Annotated in this window: 12 protein-coding genes; 3 read left to right on the forward strand and 9 right to left on the reverse strand. The window is 67.9% G+C overall.

The window, feature by feature from the left end:
- Window positions 1–84: 84 nt before the first annotated feature.
- The 9 genes from ACWCPQ_RS05855 to ACWCPQ_RS05895 all read right to left on the reverse strand — a co-directional run bounded on the left by ACWCPQ_RS05855 (window position 85) and on the right by ACWCPQ_RS05895 (window position 9,141).
- Window positions 85–993 (reverse strand): aspartate dehydrogenase domain-containing protein, encoded by a 909-nt coding sequence (locus tag ACWCPQ_RS05855; RefSeq protein ID WP_449895238.1) that lies wholly within the window; start codon window positions 991–993, stop codon window positions 85–87.
- Window positions 990–3,404: a xanthine dehydrogenase family protein molybdopterin-binding subunit gene (locus ACWCPQ_RS05860; RefSeq protein ID WP_449895241.1), complete on the reverse strand. Its 2,415-nt coding sequence runs from the start codon at window positions 3,402–3,404 to the stop codon at window positions 990–992. The genes ACWCPQ_RS05855 and ACWCPQ_RS05860 overlap by 4 nt, the downstream gene beginning before the upstream one ends.
- A complete protein-coding gene (locus tag ACWCPQ_RS05865; RefSeq protein WP_449895244.1) occupies window positions 3,401–3,949 on the reverse strand; it encodes a (2Fe-2S)-binding protein in 549 nt (182 codons plus the stop codon). The genes ACWCPQ_RS05860 and ACWCPQ_RS05865 overlap by 4 nt, the downstream gene beginning before the upstream one ends.
- Window positions 3,942–4,814: an FAD binding domain-containing protein gene (locus ACWCPQ_RS05870; RefSeq protein ID WP_449895246.1), complete on the reverse strand. Its 873-nt coding sequence runs from the start codon at window positions 4,812–4,814 to the stop codon at window positions 3,942–3,944. The genes ACWCPQ_RS05865 and ACWCPQ_RS05870 overlap by 8 nt, the downstream gene beginning before the upstream one ends.
- Window positions 4,814–5,635: an ABC transporter ATP-binding protein gene (locus ACWCPQ_RS05875; RefSeq protein ID WP_449895249.1), complete on the reverse strand. Its 822-nt coding sequence runs from the start codon at window positions 5,633–5,635 to the stop codon at window positions 4,814–4,816. Before ACWCPQ_RS05875 ends, ACWCPQ_RS05870 begins: the two co-directional genes overlap by 1 nt.
- Window positions 5,628–6,527, reverse strand: coding sequence for an ABC transporter permease (locus tag ACWCPQ_RS05880; protein WP_449895251.1), 900 nt, complete (start codon window positions 6,525–6,527; stop codon window positions 5,628–5,630). Before ACWCPQ_RS05880 ends, ACWCPQ_RS05875 begins: the two co-directional genes overlap by 8 nt.
- On the reverse strand, window positions 6,527–7,321 hold the full coding sequence (locus tag ACWCPQ_RS05885; protein ID WP_449895253.1) for an ABC transporter permease: 795 nt from the start codon (window positions 7,319–7,321) through the stop codon (window positions 6,527–6,529). The genes ACWCPQ_RS05880 and ACWCPQ_RS05885 overlap by 1 nt, the downstream gene beginning before the upstream one ends.
- Entirely contained in the window at window positions 7,321–8,292 is a 972-nt protein-coding gene (locus ACWCPQ_RS05890; RefSeq protein ID WP_449895256.1) for an ABC transporter substrate-binding protein, read from the reverse strand. Before ACWCPQ_RS05890 ends, ACWCPQ_RS05885 begins: the two co-directional genes overlap by 1 nt.
- Window positions 8,293–8,598: 306 nt before the next feature.
- A complete protein-coding gene (locus tag ACWCPQ_RS05895) occupies window positions 8,599–9,141 on the reverse strand; it encodes a MarR family winged helix-turn-helix transcriptional regulator (protein ID WP_449895259.1) in 543 nt (180 codons plus the stop codon).
- Between the two features lie 218 nt (window positions 9,142–9,359).
- Between ACWCPQ_RS05895 and ACWCPQ_RS05900 the strand changes: the two genes are divergently transcribed.
- The 3 genes from ACWCPQ_RS05900 (at window position 9,360) to ACWCPQ_RS05910 (ending at window position 13,750) form a co-directional block, all read left to right on the forward strand.
- The gene (locus ACWCPQ_RS05900; protein ID WP_449895261.1) at window positions 9,360–10,499 is read left to right on the forward strand and encodes an XdhC family protein; all 1,140 of its coding nucleotides are present in this window, start codon (window positions 9,360–9,362) and stop codon (window positions 10,497–10,499) included.
- Between the two features lie 84 nt (window positions 10,500–10,583).
- On the forward strand, window positions 10,584–12,119 hold the full coding sequence (locus ACWCPQ_RS05905; RefSeq protein WP_449895263.1) for an ATP-dependent DNA ligase: 1,536 nt from the start codon (window positions 10,584–10,586) through the stop codon (window positions 12,117–12,119).
- A 212-nt stretch (window positions 12,120–12,331) separates the two neighbouring features.
- Window positions 12,332–13,750: a lipase family protein gene (locus tag ACWCPQ_RS05910; RefSeq protein WP_449895265.1), complete on the forward strand. Its 1,419-nt coding sequence runs from the start codon at window positions 12,332–12,334 to the stop codon at window positions 13,748–13,750.
- The last annotated feature ends 27 nt before the right edge of the window (window positions 13,751–13,777 follow it).

Below are 13,777 nucleotides of genomic sequence, written 5' to 3' on the forward strand. Positions count from 1 at the left end.
ACCGTCAAGATGTCTGCGTTAACTTGTCGTAACCGGCCCGGTCCGGGCCCCTTCGAGTATTCGTCGTGAGGTCGGGCGGGCCGATCAGGCAATGAGATTCGGACAGGCGGTCAGCTGCGCCAGCGTCCGCAGGATCGAGTACGGCACCACCGCGCTGGTACGCGGATTATCCGCACTCGGCAGATTCTCGATCGTGATCGAATACCTGCCGATCGGACCCGAAGCCTCTATCTCGTGACAGGTCAGCGCCGCGTCGGGATCGGCGTACAACTCGACCGATACCGTCTCCCAGTCGCGCACCGCGAAACTCACCGCGGCGGCGACATTGAGCGATTTCGGGAACAGTCGCGCCGCCTCGGCCGGACTCCCCGCGAAAACCCGCAGCCGCGTGGTGGTGGTGCCGATCCGGTCCCGCTGCGCCGGGTCCATCCACGGCTGCACCAGCGACCCGGGCGATTTCGTCGACCGGACGAGCACCCGGTCGAAGGGCGCCGCGTCCCGGGCGGCCGCGAGCAGGTCGAGGCCGCCGACCGCGCCGTGCGTGCACACCACTCGCCCCGGGCCGCGACTCGCGATCCGTTGCGCGAACGCGAGATCCGAGAGCGCCCCCACCGACGACACGAGCAGATCACAGCCCGCGTCGACCACCCGCTCGGCGACCTCCCGGACCGCCTCCTGCGACGCGCATTCGACCACCACATCGGCGATCTCGAGCGCGTCCGCGAGGACGAGTGCGGGCGCGGGAAGATCGGCGACCGGCGAGCGGGTGACGATCCCAGCCAGTTCGGCACCGGGTACCGCCCCGCGATGGAGCCGCTCGGCCACCACCGCGCCGATACTCCCGTACCCGAGGACGCATACCCGCGCCGGAGCCCGGCTGCCGATCACCGCGGCCGCGGAACGTGTCCCGCTGTCCGCCGGGGTCGTCGCGTTCTGAGCGAGACTGGAACGCTGTCGGCGCAGACCGTTGTGCGCGCGGAGTTCCCGCCTCATCGCGTCACCTCGGCCCCGCGCGCGGCGATCGCCTCGTAGACCCGCTGCGGAGACAGCGGGAGTTCGGTGATCTGCGCGCCCACCGCGTCGGCGACGGCCTGGGCGATGGCGCTGGCGACGGGGAGCATTCCGCCCTCCCCCATACCCTTGCTGCCGAACGGTCCGGCACCGTGGCCCTGCTCCTGGGTGATCGAGACGAAACGTTCCGGGACATCCTCGGCGAGCGGCACCCGGTAGAGCAGCGCTTCGGCGTTGAGCAGTTCACCACCGGCGTCGTACCGGAGTTCCTCGAACAATGCCTGCCCCAATCCGAACACCGCCGCTCCCTCGTCCTGACCGCGACACGCGATCTTGTTGATCACCTTGCCCGCGTCACCGCTCACCGCCAGCTGCAACACGGTGATCCGTCCCGTCTCGGGATCGACCTCCACTTCTGCTGCGGCCCAGCCGATCTCCCAGAACACGCACGGTGCCTCCAGCGGCGCACGGTGATCGTTACGGGCCTTGTAGAAGCCGTCGGCGGAGAACTCGAATCCGGTGTTCCCGAAAACGTCCATGATCATCGGGAACAGGTCGTGCGCGGTCCCGTCGACAGTGTGTACGTGCCAGTCCACCAGTTCCAGCCCGGCCGGTTCGACGCCGAGTTGTGTCCCGGCCCAGTCCAGTACCTCGTCGCGGAGCTTCTCCGCCGCCGTACGCACCGCCTGCCCCATCACCGCCACGCCCGAGGACGCGTTGGTGCCCTGGTCGAACGGTGTGTTGTCGGTGTCGATACGCGCATAGGCCACCCGGGCCGGATCGCAGCGCAGCACCTCGGCGACCAACTGCGCCATCGCCGAGTGCCCGCCCTGGCCCATTTCGGTGAGCGCGCAGTTCAGCAGGACATCGCCCCGCGTGGTGACCTTCACGCGTGCCGACGCCGGTTTGTTGATACCGCCGCCGTCTTTGACGCCGACCGATACGCCCATTCCCCGGTTCGCTGTCCGGGTGCGCCCGTGATAGCCGATCGCGTCGGCCACCACCCGCATTCCCGCCACCAGATCGGAGTCGATGCCGGACTCACCCGGTACGAACTCCTCACCGAGCGCCTTGAGATTGCGCACCCGCAGTTCGTAGGGGTCCAGTCCGAGCCGCTCCGCGATCAGGTCGACCTGCCGCTCACTGGCCCACGTCGCCTGGGTGCCGCCGAATCCGCGGTAGGCCCCGGCCGGGACGGTATTGGTGGTGACGACCCGGCACACCGAATCGATGTGCTGCCAGCGGTAGGCACCGGGCATCCGGTACCCGGCCTTCTCCGCGACCGCGGGGCTGTGCTCGGCATAGGCACCGCCGTTCAGTAGTACCGTCGACTGCCGCGCCACGAATGTACCGTCGGCCCGCACCCCCGATTTCACGACGAGCGTCGCCGCGTGCTGGGACACCGTGAGGAACACTTCCTCGGTGGTCATACAGAACCGGACCGGCCGCCCGCCGCTGAGCTGCGAGAGCCGGATCGCGACCGGATCCGCCTTGGGCCCGTTCTTCGCGCCGAAACCGCCGCCGAGCAACGGCACATGGACGCGGATCCGGTTCTCCGGCAGCCCGAAAACCCGCGAGAGCTCCTTGCGCAGGTTGAACGGCGACTGCGTCGAAGTCCACAGCTCGATCTCGTCGGCGCTCGCCTCGGCGACGGTCACGAACGGTTCGAGATGCATATGGTTCATCCGCGAGAACCGGAAAGTGTCCTCGAAGACGTGGTCACAACTGTCCCATACCAGGGGTGAACCGGTGCTGTAGCGGAACTCGTAACTCACATTCGGCGCACTGCGCAACGACGCCGACGCGCCCTGCCCGTACTTCGGGATCACCCCGAACGGCTCGTCGGGATGGATGACCGGCGCCGATTCCGCGAGTGCCGCGTCGACGGTGAACACCGCCGGCAACACCTGGTATTCGACCCGGATCAGGTCCAGTGCCGCGAGCGCGGTGCGTTCGTCGGCGGCGGCGACCGCGGCCACCACGTCACCGACGTATCGGACGACGCCGGTCGCCACCACCGGCTGGTCCTTGACCATCGTCCCGTAGCACTGCAGCCCGGCGATCTCGTCCTGGGTGACGACCGCGGTGACACCCGGAAGCGCCCGTGCGGCCGCGGCGTCGATGGAAAGGATGCGGGCGTGCGGGTGCGGGCTACGCAGCACTTTCGCGTGCAACATTCCCGGGCGCACGATATCGGCACCGTACACGGCCTTGCCGGTGACCTTGGCCGTCGCGTCCGCTCGCGGGCCGTCCCGGCCGATCACCCGGTGTTCCGGTGCGGCCGTCGGCAACTCCCGGATCCGGTACCCGCCGAGTACCCGGTCGTCCACCAGGTGGGTGCGGGCTTCGATCCGCGGTTCGCGGCTGTCCGGCCGGTCCGCTACCGCCGTCATTCGCTGTCCCCGTCCTGCGCGGCCGTCAGCTCCGCCGCGCGTTCGACGGATTCCATGATCATCTCGTAGCCGGTACAGCGGCAGGTGTTGGAACTGATCCATTCGCGGATGGTGCCGCGGTCCGGCCGCGGTTCCCGGCGCAACAACCCGGTTGTCAGCATGAGCATGCCGGAGGTGCAGAAACCACACTGGTATCCGCCACAATCTGCGAATGCCCGCTGCTGCGGCGAGAGCGTTCCGTCCCCGGCCGCCAGGCCCTCGACGGTTTCCACGGACGCGCCCTCGACCGCGAACGCGAATGTCGAACAGGATGCGACCGGAACACCGTCGACCAGTACCGTGCAGGCCCCGCAGACACCGCGCTCACACGACCGCCGCACGCCCCGGCAGCCGAATTCGTCACGCAGGACATCGAGCAGTACCGAGCTCGAATCGATACGGCAGTGCCGCTTCTCGCCGTTCAGACCGAATTCGATCGAGGTGGCCAGCACGCTCGCGGGCACGCCCGCGTCATCTGTGCCCGGATCGGTATCGGGGTCATGCATACGATCGGTCCTCACGGTGATGGGTGGCGCCGGCTTCGCCGAGCAGCCTGCGGGTCAGCACGGTGACGAGATGCCGGCGATACTCGGCGGACCCGGTGTAGTCGGCGATATCGTCCGGCAGTTGCCCGGCGAGCACCGCGGCGGTGGCGGCCGGGTCGATATCGGCCGCCGAGACCGCCTCCGTTTCGGTGTACAGCGAGCAGACCTGCCGATACTCCGATCCCACAGTGGCGACCACCGACAGAGTGGTGCCGGCGGCACGACGGATCGCGAGAGCGACTGTCGTGGTCGGGCGCATCGAACGCTCGTACCCGAACCACACCAGATCAGCGGTGGGTACCGCGATTTCGGTGAGCAGGGCGGTGGTGTCATCGGCCCACAGCTCACCGGGGCCGAGGTCACGGCCGTCCGAGAAGGACAACCGCGCCCCGAGCGCACCCAGCAGCAGCGGCATCTCGTAGCGATACCGCCGGGCCATCAGATTCCCGCCGACCGTACCGGTGTACCGGATACGGACCGTGGCGATCCGCGACCACGCCGCCGCCAGCCCGGGAACGGCTTCGGCCACCGCCGGACTCGTCGCGCCCTCGTGATGGGTGACCATCGATCCCAGGCGCAGCACACCGTCGTTGTACGTGATCGCTTTCAGGCCCGCCACTCTCCGCAGCGACACCAGTGCCGCGGGCGCACAACCCTCCCGGATCCCGGCGACGAGATCGCTGCATCCGGCGCCGATCACCGCCGCCGGGTCCGCCGCGAGCACGGCCACGACCTCGGCGACCGATTCGGGGCGGTAGAGCCGGAACGGCGCGAGAGCCGATTGGCTCTGCGCGACGATTCCGGATCCGTCGACCGTGGCCCGCATCAGTGCGCCTTGCTCGCAACCGAATCGCGCGCGCCCTCGGCTGCCACGCCCTCACCGCGCAGCAGTCTCGTCACATGCGAGCGGATCTCGACGAAGCGTGGATCCGTTTTGGTGGTGATGTGGTCGCGCGGGCGCGGCAGGTCGACCTCGATCGTCTCGGCCACCACGCTCGGCGGCTTCGACAGCACGATGATGTGATCGGCGAGGTAGACGCTCTCGTCGATATCGTGGGTGACGACCAGGACGGTGATCCCCAGCCGCGCCTGGATCGAGAGCAGCAGATCTTCGAGTTCGGCGCGGGTCTGGGCGTCGACCGACGCGTACGGCTCGTCCATGAGCAACAGTTTCGGATGGCTGGCCAGCGCCCGGGCAATGGCGACGCGCTGCTGCATACCGCCCGACATCTGCCAGGGATACAGCTTCTCCTTACCCGACAGGCCGACCGCGTCGATGGCCTCCTGCACCCGCGCGGCGCGCTCCGCTCGCGGCAGCTGCTCCAGTGGGAAGGCGATATTGCGGTCCACTCGCATCCACGGGAAGAGCGAGCGCGCGTAGTCCTGGAACACCATGGCCAGGCCGTCGGGGACACCGGATACCTGCCGCCCGTCGAAGGTGACCGCGCCGGTGCTCGGCACATCGAGTCCGCTGATGATCCGCAGCAGGGTCGATTTGCCGCAGCCGGAGGGTCCGACGATCACGCTGACCTTTCCGGCCGGGGCGTCGGCGGTGATATCGCGGACTGCGAGATTGGTTCCGTACGATTTCGAGATACCGCGTAGTACCAGCTCCGCGGATGTGGTCGGCACATCTGTACTAGTCATTTTGCTGAGTCACTCCTCGGTGCCAGGCCAACGCCCGCCGTTCGACGAACACGAAGATGAAGTTGAGTGCGACGCCGAGTGCGGCCAGCACGATCAGGACGGACCAGAATCCGGTGTAGTCGAAATCGCGCTGGGTCCGGATCAGCAGATATCCGAGGCCGTTCTCCGCCTTCTGCAGTTCGGAGATGATCATGATGATGAGCGACAGCGACATCGCGGTCCGTACTCCGGCGAAGATCTTCGGCGCCGCACCGGGCAGGACGATATGGGTCAGCACATTGCGGGGCGAGATCTTGAACACCGCCGCCGCCTGCATCCGGCCGATTCCCACGCTCTGGACACCGTCGATCGTATTGAACAGGATCGGCCAGACCACGGAGAACGCGATGAGGAAGATCTTCGGGCTGTCCCCGGTACCGAACAGGAAGAAGAACACCCCCAGCAGGGCCGGGCTGGGCAGCGAGCGCCCGAGGTGGATCAGCGGCTGGAACAGTGCCGTGAGGACCGGAACGATACCCAGCGCCACCCCCAGCGCCACCCCGATCACGACCGCCAGCAGCAGTCCCGCCATCGCCCGGTAGACGCTGGGGAAGAAGTGGTCGAAGGTCGCGTCGCCGAGGAACAGGCGGGCGGCGTCACCGCTGAAGAAATCGGTGAAGACCCGTCCGAAGGCCTCGAGCGGCGGCGCGACGATCAGCGATCCGACCTCGGACTGCGACAGCGCCCACCAGCCGGCGAAGATCAGCACCGGAACGATCGACCGGATTCCGGTGTTGCCCAGCAGGCGTGCGAGCGCTCCGCGGGTGCGCGCGGCCGGACCGATGGCGGCGGGCTCGGCTCTCGTCCGGACCGCGGGTGCGGCGAGTCCGGTGTCGTCGGTCGATGCGACCATCACTGGGCCAGCCCCTTCTTCCATGCGAACACTTTGTTGTCTAGGGCGGTGAAGGCCGTACTCACCGCCAGGCCGAGGACCCCGGCCACCAGCGTCGCGGCGTACACCGTGTCGAGGTTGGTCGCGTTCGCGCTGTTGAGCAGGATGTAGCCGCCGATCCCCTGTCCGTTGCCGATCAGCAGTTCCGCGCTGACCGCGACGATGAGCCCGATCGAGGCCGCGATCCGGATTCCGGTGAACGCAAACGGAAGTGCGCTGGGAATCTTGATCCGGCGCAGGATCGCGATTCCCGAGAAACCGAAGGTCCGGGCCGTCTGAACTGCGGTGGCGTCGGTGGCGCGGACACCGTACAGCGTATTCAGCAGAATCGGCCACATGCAGGCGAGAGCCACCGTGATCGAGAGCGGCAACATTCCCGATCCGAGCAGCAGCACCAGCACCGGGCCCAGCGCCACCGACGGCAACACCCGGAAGACCTCGACCGGGAGTTCGAAAGCGAGGAACACTTTCGCGAAGGCGCCCATCAGGCCACCGAGCACCATCCCGGCCACGGTGGCGATCAGCAGGCCGAGCATCCATTCGCGAAGGGTGAAACCGACCTCCTGCCAGAAGGTCTGATCGCCGAACAGCGCGCCGGTCTCGGCCAGCACCCGGCTCGGAACGGGTAATCCGGGTGTGGAGATCAGGCCGGTCCGGATGACCACTTCGGTCAGCGCGGCTGTCCCGAGCACACCTGCGATTCCGTAGGCGATGCGCTGGTTCCGGCCGAGCGGCTCACGGAGGAGATTCATCATCAATCCTCGAGCGTGACGAGATGCGAGGTGACGTCGAAGCCCGCGGGGACCCGCCCCTGCGCGCCGAGCATATCGGCGACGGACTGCATCTTCGCCGGGTCCATACTCGACGCGAAGATCGGCAGCGACATCTGCTGGGCCACCGCCGCGGGGACCTTCGCGACGCCCGGCAGCCAGTTGCGGAATTCGGTTTCGTGGGCGGAGATATCGGCCCCGGCGGCGTAGATCGCGCGCGCGAATGCCGCGGTGGTGTCCGGGTTCGCGGCCACGAAATCGTCACCCGCGACGAAGATCGATGCCGGCAGGGCGTTGTTGGTACCCGTGGTGAGGTCGGCGATCTCCCGCATCCCGGCACCGCGCGCGGCCGAGGAGAACGGCTCGGGCGCGTATCCGACATCGATCGATCCGGCCTGCACTCCCGGCAGCATCTCGGGGAACGGCACCTCGACGTAGCGCGGCTCGATTTCGACGCCCTGGTCGGCCGCCAGGTTTGCGATGGTGACATCACCGATGTTGTTGGTGGTGTTCACACCGACGGTCTTACCATCGATATCGGCGAGCGATCGGATCGGCGAATCCGGTTTCACATAGAGGATTCCGCTGCTGTCGCCGAGCGAGGCGGTATGCGCGACTGTGGTGATCGGTGTCTTGCGGGACTGGGCGATCGCCGAGGAGATCGAGTTGGCGATGCTGAAGTCGAGTTCTCCGGAGGCGGCCTTCTGGATACCGATGGGCCCGCCCTGGATCGGCTCGAGCTTCACGGTGAGGCCCTCCTTCTCGAAGAAGCCTTTCTCGTCCGCCCAGTACACCGCCGCGTAGTCGGCCAGCGGAAGCACGCCCACCGACACCTCGGTCTGCTCGAGTGTGCCGTCGGTGGCCGCGGCGGCGCGCTCGCCCGAACCGCTACACGAGCTCAGGACCAGTGCGGAGCCGGCCAGCAGGGCCGCGGCCGCGAGGCGGATTGTCGTCATGAACGTCTCCTGTCGGGACGATGGTGGCGACCGGGCTGAGGTCCACCGCGGTTGCCGAACATCTTGGCTGCAAGAGATTTCTACTTCCTTACCGCTAAGAGGTCAACGCCGGATCGGCGAGAATTCGATGCTTAACAGCCGGTTAACCCCACCGGAACCTGCCGCGCGAAGCGGAGAGATGCAGGTCACACCCCGTATTTATGTGTGACGGCCCCCACAGAACGATTCGAAAAGGTTTCGCGAAGAAACCCCGGAAACGACGAACGCTCCCAGATCGTGAGATCCGGGAGCGCGGAAAGCAGGCGATCAGGCGGTGCGATCGACCGCGACATCCTCCCCCACCGGGAGCTCCGAGGTCCGCAGCGACCCCTCGAGCACCGTGAGCAACCCCGCCAGCTGAGCCTTCTGTCCGGGGTCCAGGCCCACCAGCATCCGCGCGAGTTCGGCGAAGTGGGCATCGGCCACGCGGTCCACGAGCTCACGCCCCGCATCCGACAGTGTCACGTAGACGACCCGGGCATCCTCGGCATCGCGCTCCCGGAGCACCAGCCCGGCCTCCTCCAGCCGATTGACCCGCAGGGTCAGACCGCCCGTCGTGACGAGCGTCTGCTTGGCCAGCTCACCCGCCGTACGCCGGAAATCCGGTTCCGCGCGGCGCAGGCACGCGAGGACGTCGAAGCCCGCCTCGTTGGTGCCGTACTGCTCGAACACCCCGTTGATCCGTGACCGATAGAGCAGGAAACTGCGGTGCATCCGCCCGAAGATCTCCAGCGCGGAGACATCGAGTTCGGGCCGCGACTGAGCCCATTGCCGGATGATCTCGCCGACGCCGTCCGAGTGTTCCGTCACTGCCTCTGCCCCAACCCATCTCTCGTCGACCCACTTACCTTTGCGCAAAGGTACTGTACGATCTTTTCCATCATCCCACCAGCGCGGAACTCCGGCGATCCGCTCGCCGGGACCGCGCGGCCGCGCGGTCGATCCGGAAATCGACGGCGGCCACCGGTTACCGACCGCGACGCCGCGACCGGTATGCGGACCGTACGACTAGGCAGAGGGTAGTCCGGATGCACGAGGTGCTGAACACTGTGGCCCGATGGCAGGTAGCCGGAATCGACTGTGCCCTGGTCACGATCGTCCGATCGGCGGGATCGATTCCCCGGCCGGTCGGCACCGTCATGGCGATCTCCCGCGACGGAACCGTAGTCGGCAGCATCTCGGGCGGCTGTATCGAAAGCGACGTCTTCCATCTCGCCACCGAAGTGATGCACACCGGGAACGCGATCATCCGCCGATACGCGGCCGACGACGACGGTGCCGGATCCGTCGCGCTGATGTGCGGTGGCGAGATGGAAGTCCTCGCCCAGCCGGCCGGCCCCGCCTACCTCCCCGGCCTCACGCTCGCCGCGGACACTGTCGCGGCAGGCCGGCCGGTTGCCACCGCGACCGTCGTCTCCGAAGGCGCCCACCTGGGCCGGACGATCGTCACGACCGGTACCTTGTGGGCCGGCACCTGCGGCGGCCCGTTCCTGGACGCCGCGGTCGTCGCCCGGGCCCGCCGTCAGCTCGACACCGGGACCACGACGACCGTGCAACTGGGCCCATCCGGAGACTGCGCCGAAGACACACTGTCGGTACTCATCTCCTCGGTCGCCCGGCCACCGAGCATGCTGGTGTTCGGCGCGGTCGACTTCGCCCACGCGCTCGTGCGAACAGCGAAACTCCTGGGGTACTCGGTGACCCTGTGCGACGCCCGGCCGGTTTTCGCGACACCCGAACGTTTCCCGGAAGCCGACGAGGTGGTCGTGATGTGGCCCCAGGACTTCCTGAAACAGGCGGTGATCACGCCGTCCACCGCTATCTGCGTGCTCACCCATGATCCACGCTTCGATGTTCCGGCACTCGAGATCGCGCTGCGGTCCGAAGCGGGTTATGTGGGTGCCATGGGCAGCCGACGGACACACACCGACCGAATGGCGCGCCTGCGCGCCGCCGGGCTGACCGAATCCGAACTGAGTCGCCTGTCTTCCCCGATCGGTCTCGATCTGGGCGCCACGACACCGGAGGAGACCGCCGTCTCCATCCTCGCGGAGATCATCGCGCTGCGCCGCGGCGGCAGCGGAAAGCGGCTCGGGCGCAGCGCCGGACCGATCCACCCACCGCAACCCGGCCCACTGGACGACCGGAATCTCCTGGACACAGCGTAGGAACGCAGGGCCCGCCCGGCGTGGGGCAGTCACCACGCCGTGCGGCTGATTGCCCGGAAGCGACGGGCGTGCCAGGCTGTCGACGTGCTGTTCGCCGAGGTCGCCGCCGCATCCGCCGATATCGCGTCGGCGTCGGCGCGCCTGGCCAAAACCGACCGTATCGCCGCGCTGCTGAAGCTCATCGCCGCAGATGGTGACGCACGCCTGATCGCGGTGACCGCCTCCTGGCTTTCCGGTGAACTACCTCAGCGCCAGATCGGCGTGGGCTGGGCGGCGCTGCGGTCGCTGCCCGCACCGGCCGCGACGCCGACGCTCACGGTCGCCGATGTCGACGCGCGGTTCACTCGTATCGGCGCGGTCTCCGGGAAGGGTGCGCGGCTCGCGCGCGCCGGGCTGGTGCGCGATCTGTTCGAGACGGCGTCCGAGGCCGAGCAGCTATTTCTGCGTCGACTCCTCAGCGGCGAGTTGCGGCAGGGCGCGCTGGCCGGCGTGATGTCCGACGCGGTCGCGAAGGCATCCGGTATACCGGCCACCGATGTCCGGCGCGCGGCGATGCTGGCCGGTGCCCTGCCCGCCGTCGCGGCCGCGGCGCTCACCGGAGGCCCGGCGGCACTGGCGGAGTTCCGGCTCCGCACGGGGCGACCGGTCGGGCCGATGCTCGCCCAGACCGCGACCGGGGTCGCCGATGCGCTGCATCGACTCGGCGGCACAGCCGTACTCGAAACCAAACTGGACGGCGCGCGGGTACAGATCCACCGCGCCGGTTCGACCGTCTCGATCTTCACCCGCACGCTCGACGATGTCACCACGCGGCTCCCCGAGGTCGTGGCCGCCACACTCGAGCTACCGGCCACCGATCTGATTCTGGACGCCGAGGCCATCGCCCTGCGACCGGATGGAAGGCCGCATCGCTTCCAGGTCACCGCCGCCCGGTTCGGCCGCAGGAAGCCGGGGGAACTCGAACCGCTGTCGGTGTTCTTCTTCGACCTGCTCCATCTCGACGGCACCGATCTCCTGGATCTGCCCACCGGCGACCGGCTCGACGCGCTCGACGCGCTCGTCCCCGCCGACCGGCGAGTCGATCGGCTCGTGACCGCCGATACCGCCGCGGCACAACGGTTCCTGGAACGAACCCTGGCCGCCGGCCACGAGGGCGTGATGGCCAAGTCGCCGTCGGCACCGTACGAGGCCGGCCGCCGCGGCGCCGGTTGGCTCAAGGTCAAACCCGTACACACCTTGGACCTGGTGGTTCTGGCCGTCGAATGGGGTTCCGGCCGGCGCACCGGCAGCCTGTCCAATATCCATCTGGGCGCCCGCGATCCGGACACCGGCGGATTCGTGATGCTGGGTAAGACGTTCAAGGGGATGACCGACGAGATGCTGAAATGGCAGACCCGGCGGTTCACCGAACTCGCCGCAGGCCCGACCGACGGGTACGTCGTACGCGTGCGGCCCGAACAGGTCGTCGAGATCGCTTTCGACGGAGTGCAGGGCTCGTCCCGCTATCCCGGTGGCCTGGCGCTCCGGTTCGCCCGCGTAGTGCGATACCGCGACGACAAACCCGCCGCCGAGGCCGATACGGTCGACACCGTTCGCGCACTGTACGAACGAGGCGGCTGAGCGTGCTGTGCTCGATCGCAACGACCCGATCGCTGTGCTGTCTCGAATCGGTAGCAGGCCGTCTCGATCATATGACGTAACCCGGCGATCGACCCCTGATCACGTACTCTGAGCGCCCGGCCCCGGTAGGACAGAGGATATTTCGGGAAAAGGAAACTCCACGATCTCTTCGGGCGCCGGATCTGTCGACATCGCACCCGAGGACGTGTGCCATGAGATCTCTGTGTGCCGGCGCTGTCGCGTTGCTCGCCATCGTGATATCGCTCACCGGTCAGGCCGCCGCCCAACCGTCCGTGCAGCCGGGCCAGCCGCTCCCCGGACTACCGGTACTTCCACCGCCCACACCCGCGAACGGCACCCTCCTGCCCGATATCCAACAGTGGATAGACCGGGTGTTGCCGCCACCGCCCATTTCCGCGGCGCCCCAGCCGATCCCGGCAGGGCAGTCGGACGATCTGTCACCAGAGCTGGCGGCATTACGACAGGCGGTGCTGCCCGCGCCGGTCGGCGACCCGATATTCGATCACTGGCCGGCGAACCTCGCCGGCTTCGCCCCCGGCGCGGTGCTCGAGGTCCGCGATATCACCAGCTCGGCGGCGCCGTTGGTGGTCGTTCCGATCCAGCGGGCGGTACTGCTCAAATACCGGACCACCGACGCACACGATCGTCCCTCCTTCGCCACGGCCACCCTGGTGATACCGGCAACCGCCTCCCCGGTACCCGGGGCGCGGCCGGTGCTGGTCAACAATCTCCCCATCGATGCTCTCGGCCGGCACTGCACACCGAGCTACACGCTGGCGCACGGATTCTCGGTCACCGACAGCGCACTCACCGACTTCGTTCCGCCCACGACCCACCTGGCCGCGCTCCGCGGCTACGCCGTACTCATTCCGGACCACGAAGGCCCGCTGATGGCCTACGCCGAGCCCTACGTCGCGGGCCACGCGGTCCTGGATGCGATGCGCGCGGTGCGCAGCTGGCAGGCCGACGAATTCGGCGCGAGCGAATTCGCCATGACCGGCTATTCCGGCGGCGCGATCGCCACCCACGGTGCGGTGAAATTGATCCGGAGTTACGCACCCGAGCTCGTACCGTCGCTGGCCGGTGCGGCACTGGGCGGCGTACCCGCCGACTACGAGATCCTGGCCCGCAGTATGAACGGCAATCTTGCCTCGGGCGTGTTCATGGCAGCCGTCTTCGGTATCGCCCGCGAACGGCCCGAGCTCCTGACCCGGATGAACCACCTCGCCCAGTGGGTGACCACCTCGCCGATGAAAGACCAGTGCGTGAGCGTTTTCGCGCTGCCCGGCGTCCTGCTGCTGCCGATCGATATCGCCGCGAATTCCGCCGACCCACTGCAGTCGGTCCTGGCCCGGGATATCTACGAGGTGACCCGGATGACGGGACTCGCCTCCGCGGCACCGCTCTACATCTACAACGGTGAACAGGAGTTCTGGATCCCTGCCGAGGGCGCACGCAATCTCTACCGCGAACAGTGCTCGCTCGGTGTCACCGCGGTCTACCGCAGTGTGTTCGGCGAACACATCGTCGCGGCCGGACTCGGCTATCCCGAGGCGATGATCTGGCTGGACGAACGTCTGCGCGGGGTCCCGGCGCAGAGCGAATGTTGAAGACGCGGTCGCCGATCCCCGTGCCTG

Source organism: Nocardia sp. NPDC001965 (genome assembly GCF_053594175.1).

Coding starts and splice junctions, on each gene's coding strand:
- ACWCPQ_RS05870 (WP_449895246.1), bottom strand. CDS start 4,814: ATGCGGGCCACGGTCGACGGATCCGGAATCGTCGCGCAGAGCCAATCG.
- ACWCPQ_RS05900 (WP_449895261.1), top strand. CDS start 9,360: ATGCACGAGGTGCTGAACACTGTGGCCCGATGGCAGGTAGCCGGAATC.
- ACWCPQ_RS05860 (WP_449895241.1), bottom strand. CDS start 3,404: ATGACGGCGGTAGCGGACCGGCCGGACAGCCGCGAACCGCGGATCGAA.
- ACWCPQ_RS05890 (WP_449895256.1), bottom strand. CDS start 8,292: ATGACGACAATCCGCCTCGCGGCCGCGGCCCTGCTGGCCGGCTCCGCA.
- ACWCPQ_RS05910 (WP_449895265.1), top strand. CDS start 12,332: ATGAGATCTCTGTGTGCCGGCGCTGTCGCGTTGCTCGCCATCGTGATA.
- ACWCPQ_RS05875 (WP_449895249.1), bottom strand. CDS start 5,635: ATGACTAGTACAGATGTGCCGACCACATCCGCGGAGCTGGTACTACGC.
- ACWCPQ_RS05865 (WP_449895244.1), bottom strand. CDS start 3,949: ATGCATGACCCCGATACCGATCCGGGCACAGATGACGCGGGCGTGCCC.
- ACWCPQ_RS05885 (WP_449895253.1), bottom strand. CDS start 7,321: ATGATGAATCTCCTCCGTGAGCCGCTCGGCCGGAACCAGCGCATCGCC.
- ACWCPQ_RS05855 (WP_449895238.1), bottom strand. CDS start 993: ATGAGGCGGGAACTCCGCGCGCACAACGGTCTGCGCCGACAGCGTTCC.
- ACWCPQ_RS05880 (WP_449895251.1), bottom strand. CDS start 6,527: ATGGTCGCATCGACCGACGACACCGGACTCGCCGCACCCGCGGTCCGG.